Origin of the sequence: Streptomyces muensis (genome assembly GCF_021474425.1) — a bacterium.
GTDB lineage: Bacteria > Actinomycetota > Actinomycetes > Streptomycetales > Streptomycetaceae > Streptomyces > Streptomyces muensis.
In genome coordinates, this window is the sequence record NZ_JAKEIP010000443.1 from 1 (window position 1) to 4,036 (window position 4,036).

Genomic DNA, 4,036 nt, shown 5'->3' on the forward strand with positions numbered 1-4,036 from the left:
GGTCTGTGCGGGTTCGGTGGGGGCGGGCGTTTTTGCGCAGTTCCCCGCGCCCCTGAGATGCCTGCGGCGGCCCCTGGCTCTTCGGTGGGGGTTCGCGTAGCGCCTTGCGGGGGTTGTGGGTCGGGGCCGTACGCGACTGCGGGCTCGTGGGGTGTCAGGTGTCCGACACCTCTGTGGACGGGGGCTCGTTGCTGCCTGGTCTGGTGCGGACCTCGTCTGTGCACTCGTAGCGGCGTGGGGGTGTGGGGGTGGGGCCGCCCAGGATTACCGAGCCGTCGCCTTCTGCGGCTGTGGAGTCGGAGAAGGTGCAGACGATCTGGGCCAGGGCGTATGAGGTGAGGTCGGTGGGGGCTGTGCTGAGGTGGAGCGTTTCGTCGGGGTCGTTCGGGCGTGGGCCTGTTACGGCCATGGCGCCTCTGACGTCCGTGGTGTAGCCGGCCTCTTTCTCGGCCGTGGAGGGGGTTGCCTCCAGCTCGTCCAGGAGGCCCTGGGCCACCAGGACACGGCGGGCCGAGTCGGCCGTGCCGTCGGGGACGCGTACGGTGCGGTCGACCGCGACCAGCTGGGAGCCGCACAGGAGGAAGACCTGGACCGGGAGGCCGCGGGCCGCCTGGGTCGACACGTTCGGTTCGGAGAGCGAGCAGTGCACGCGGGAGGGGGCCGGGCCGAAGTTGGTGGGGACCTCCGTGGGCCGTATGCCGCATCCGGTCAGCAGGGCGGCGCCCGTCGCGGAGAGCGCCAGCAGGTGGCGTACGTTCATCAGGCGTCCCCCTTCTTCGTGTCCTGGCCGTTGGTCCGTTCCGCCAGTTCCGAGGCGTCCCGGGGCAGGCGCAGGGTGAACACCGCGCCGCCCTCGGGGGAGTTGGCGGCGGTGATCTCGCCGCCGTGGATGTGGGCGTTCTCCAGGGCGATGGACAGGCCGAGGCCGCTGCCCTCGGAGCGGGGGCGGGAGGCGCTGGCCTTGTAGAAGCGGTCGAAGACGTGGGGGAGGACGTCCTCGGGGATGCCCGGGCCGTGGTCCTGGACCTGGATCACCAGCCAGTCGGGCGTGTCGCGGACCGAGACGCGTACCGGTGAGCCGCCGTGCTTGAGGGCGTTGCCGATGAGGTTGGCCAGGATGACGTCGAGGCGGCGGGGGTCCAGGCGGGCCATGATGCCGCGCTCGGCGTCGAGGTCCACCGCGTCCAGCCAGGCGCGGGCGTCGATGCAGGCCGTGATCTGGTCGGCGATGTCGACGTGGTCGAGGACCAGGCGTGCGGTGCCCGCGTCGAAGCGGGTGACCTCCATGAGGTTCTCGACCAGGTCGTTGAGGCGGCGGGTCTCGCTGACGACGAGGCGTACGGCGGGCTCGATCATGGGGTCCATGGATCCGGAGTCCGCCTCCAGCTCCTCCTCCAGGACCTCGGTGACGGCCGTGATCGCGGTGAGGGGCGTGCGCAGTTCGTGGGACATGTCGGCCACGAAGCGCCGTGACGCCTCGTCACGCGAGGCCATGTCCGCGACCCGCTTCTCCAGCGCCTCGGCGGCGTTGTTGAAGGTCCGGGAGAGGTCGGCCAGTTCGTCCGTGCCGGAGACCCGCAGGCGGGTGTCCAGCTTGCCCTCGCCCAGGCGGCGGGCGGCCACGCCGAGGCGCTGTACCGGCTTGAGCACGGTGGTGGCGGCCGCCTGCGCGAGCAGCGCGGAGCCGATCAGGGCGAGGCCCGTGGCGATGCCGAGGGACCAGGCCAGGGAGTTGAGGTCCTTGGCCTCCTGCTCCAGGGACTTCATCATGTAGCCGGTCGGACCGCCGCCGATCACCTTCGTACCGGCGATCAGATACGGGGTGTCGTCCTCCACGATCCGCTGCCAGTACAGGTGGTACTCCGCCTTGTTGGAGGAGTCGATCTCCTGTTTCTCGTTCACGGCCGTGCGCAGCGACTTGGGCACGTCCGCGACCGTGAAGCCGTCCAGGCCGCCGGAACTGCCGTAGGCCGGCTTGCCGTCGGCGTCCTGGGCGACGAGGAGGACGCTGAAGCGCTGGCTGCTGTTGGCCATCTGACCGGCCGTGTGCTGGAGCTCGTCCTGCGTCGGCGCCGTGGGCAGCAGGCCCGCGCGGTTCTGCATCTCCTGCTCGAAGTCGCGCAGCACCGCGTCCTGGGTGCGGGTGAGGACCGCCTCGCGGTTCAGCCAGTACGCGATGCCGGACGCGGACACGGCGGCGGTGAGTGCCACCAGGCCGAAGACGACCACCAGCCGCAGTCGCAGACTGGTCAGGCGCAGCCTCGACCACACTCCCTTGCGAGCCGCGACCCAGCCGCGGAAACCCCCTTGCGCCTTGGTCACTGAGGCGCGTCCAGGCGGTAGCCGACACCACGGACCGTACGGATCAGGGTGGGGGAGGACGGGACGTCCTCGACCTTGGCGCGCAGGCGCTGCACGCAGGCGTCGACCAGGCGTGAGTCGCCGAGGTAGTCGTGCTCCCAGACCAGGCGCAGAAGTTGCTGACGGGACAGGGCCTGGCCCGGACGGCGGCTCAGCTCCAGCAGCAGGCGCAGCTCGGTCGGGGTGAGCTGCAGGTCCTCGCCGTTCTTCGTCACGGTCATCGCCGCGCGGTCGATGACCAGGCTGCCGAAGCTCGCCGCGTCGTTGGACTCGCGTTCGCCGCGGCGCAGCACGGCCCGGATCCGGGCGTCGAGGACACGCCCCTGCACGGGTTTGACGACGTAGTCGTCCGCGCCGGACTCCAGTCCGACCACGACGTCGATGTCGTCGCTGCGCGCGGTCAGCAGGATGATCGGCAGCTGGTCCGTGCGCCGGATGCGCCGGCACACCTCGAAGCCGTCGATGCCGGGCAGCATCACGTCCAGCACGATCAGGTCCGGCCGCTGCTCACGCAGCAGTTTCAGACCGTCCTCGCCGGTGGCAGCGGTGGCCACCCGGTGTCCCTGGCGCGTCAGTGAGAGCTCCAGGGCCGTACGGATGGCGTCGTCGTCCTCGATCAGCAACAGGGAAGGCACGGGGGTCATTCTGGCCCATGCGGGGCGGTCTTTCGACACCTGTACGAGCTGTACGGCTACGCGCACGTAGCGCTCATGACTGTGTCCGGGCTGTCGTGCGCCTGGGGGCCGGCTCTGACACCGGCCCCTGTGACAGGTCTGTGACAGTCGGCGGACACGGCCATGAAGGTGCCCGGGCAAGCTTTTCGACACGAGCAAGACGGCAGGGCGAACGAGAAGAACACCGGAAGTCCACGACGGGGGGCGCGAGATGAACACGCTGCACGGCACCAGCAACAGCGCAGTGATCACGCGTCTGCACGACGTGAACGGGGGCCGGGGTTCGGAGAAGTCCGGTGCCGTGAGCGGGCGGGGGTGCGCTCGCGGCGCCGGGCGTCAGCACACCGCGTACATGACGGTGGTTGACGGTTTCACGGGGGATGCTCACGGGGGAGCCGCGTACAGGGAGGACTCGGGGGAGCGGCGTCGCTCGCTGTCGGAGGCGGAGTTCACCGCCTACGTCCAGGAGCGCCGCGCCTCCCTGTACGCAACCGCCTACCACCTGACCGGTGACCGTTTCGAGGCCGAGGACCTCCTGCAGAGCGCCCTCTTCTCGACGTACCGGGCATGGGACCGGATCAGCGACAAGGCCGCGGTCGGCGGATACCTGCGCCGCACCATGACCAACCTGCACATCAGCGCGTGGCGCCGCCGCAAGCTGAACGAATACCCGACCGAGGAGCTGCCGGAGACGCCCGGCGACACGGACGCGATGCGCGGCACCGAGCTGCGCGCGGTCCTGTGGCAGGCGCTCGCCCGGCTGCCCGAACTCCAGCGGACGATGCTGGTCCTGCGTTACTACGAGGGCCGCACCGACCCGGAGATCGCGGAGATCCTCGACATCAGTGTCGGCACGGTGAAGTCCAGCATCTGGCGGTCGCTCCGCCGGCTGCGCGAGGACGAGGTCCTCAGCTTCGGCCGTGACGAGGAGGACGCCTTCGGGGAGCTGGTCGCCTGAAGGTCCGGGGGGACCGCATCCGGGGGAGCGGTGAGAAGTGGGG

The 4,036-nt window shown here is 70.3% G+C and carries 4 protein-coding genes; 1 reads left to right on the plus strand and 3 read right to left on the minus strand.

Annotated elements, in window-relative coordinates; all coding sequences use genetic code 11:
* Nucleotides 1-154: 154 nt before the first annotated feature.
* From L0P92_RS42670 to afsQ1, 3 genes are read right to left on the minus strand one after another with little or no spacing between them, the layout of a single operon-like run.
* The gene (locus L0P92_RS42670) at nucleotides 155-760 is read right to left on the minus strand and encodes a hypothetical protein (RefSeq protein WP_234768521.1); all 606 of its coding nucleotides are present in this window, start codon (nucleotides 758-760) and stop codon (nucleotides 155-157) included.
* Nucleotides 760-2,322: an ATP-binding protein gene (locus L0P92_RS42675; protein WP_234768522.1), complete on the minus strand. Its 1,563-nt coding sequence runs from the start codon at nucleotides 2,320-2,322 to the stop codon at nucleotides 760-762. The genes L0P92_RS42670 and L0P92_RS42675 overlap by 1 nt, the downstream gene beginning before the upstream one ends.
* The gene (gene afsQ1 / locus L0P92_RS42680; protein WP_062722075.1) at nucleotides 2,319-2,996 is read right to left on the minus strand and encodes a two-component system response regulator AfsQ1; all 678 of its coding nucleotides are present in this window, start codon (nucleotides 2,994-2,996) and stop codon (nucleotides 2,319-2,321) included. Before afsQ1 ends, L0P92_RS42675 begins: the two co-directional genes overlap by 4 nt.
* Before the next feature lie 250 nt (nucleotides 2,997-3,246).
* Between afsQ1 and L0P92_RS42685 the strand changes: the two genes are divergently transcribed.
* Complete coding sequence (locus tag L0P92_RS42685) at nucleotides 3,247-3,993, plus strand: SigE family RNA polymerase sigma factor (RefSeq protein WP_234768523.1); 747 nt, start codon at nucleotides 3,247-3,249, stop codon at nucleotides 3,991-3,993.
* Nucleotides 3,994-4,036 lie beyond the last annotated feature (43 nt).

What these genes read in the sequence shown, in the direction of transcription:
- L0P92_RS42670 (WP_234768521.1), bottom strand. Translation starts at nt 760, where the DNA reads ATGAACGTACGCCACCTGCTGGCGCTCTCCGCGACGGGCGCCGCCCTG.
- L0P92_RS42685 (WP_234768523.1), top strand. Translation starts at nt 3,247, where the DNA reads ATGAACACGCTGCACGGCACCAGCAACAGCGCAGTGATCACGCGTCTG.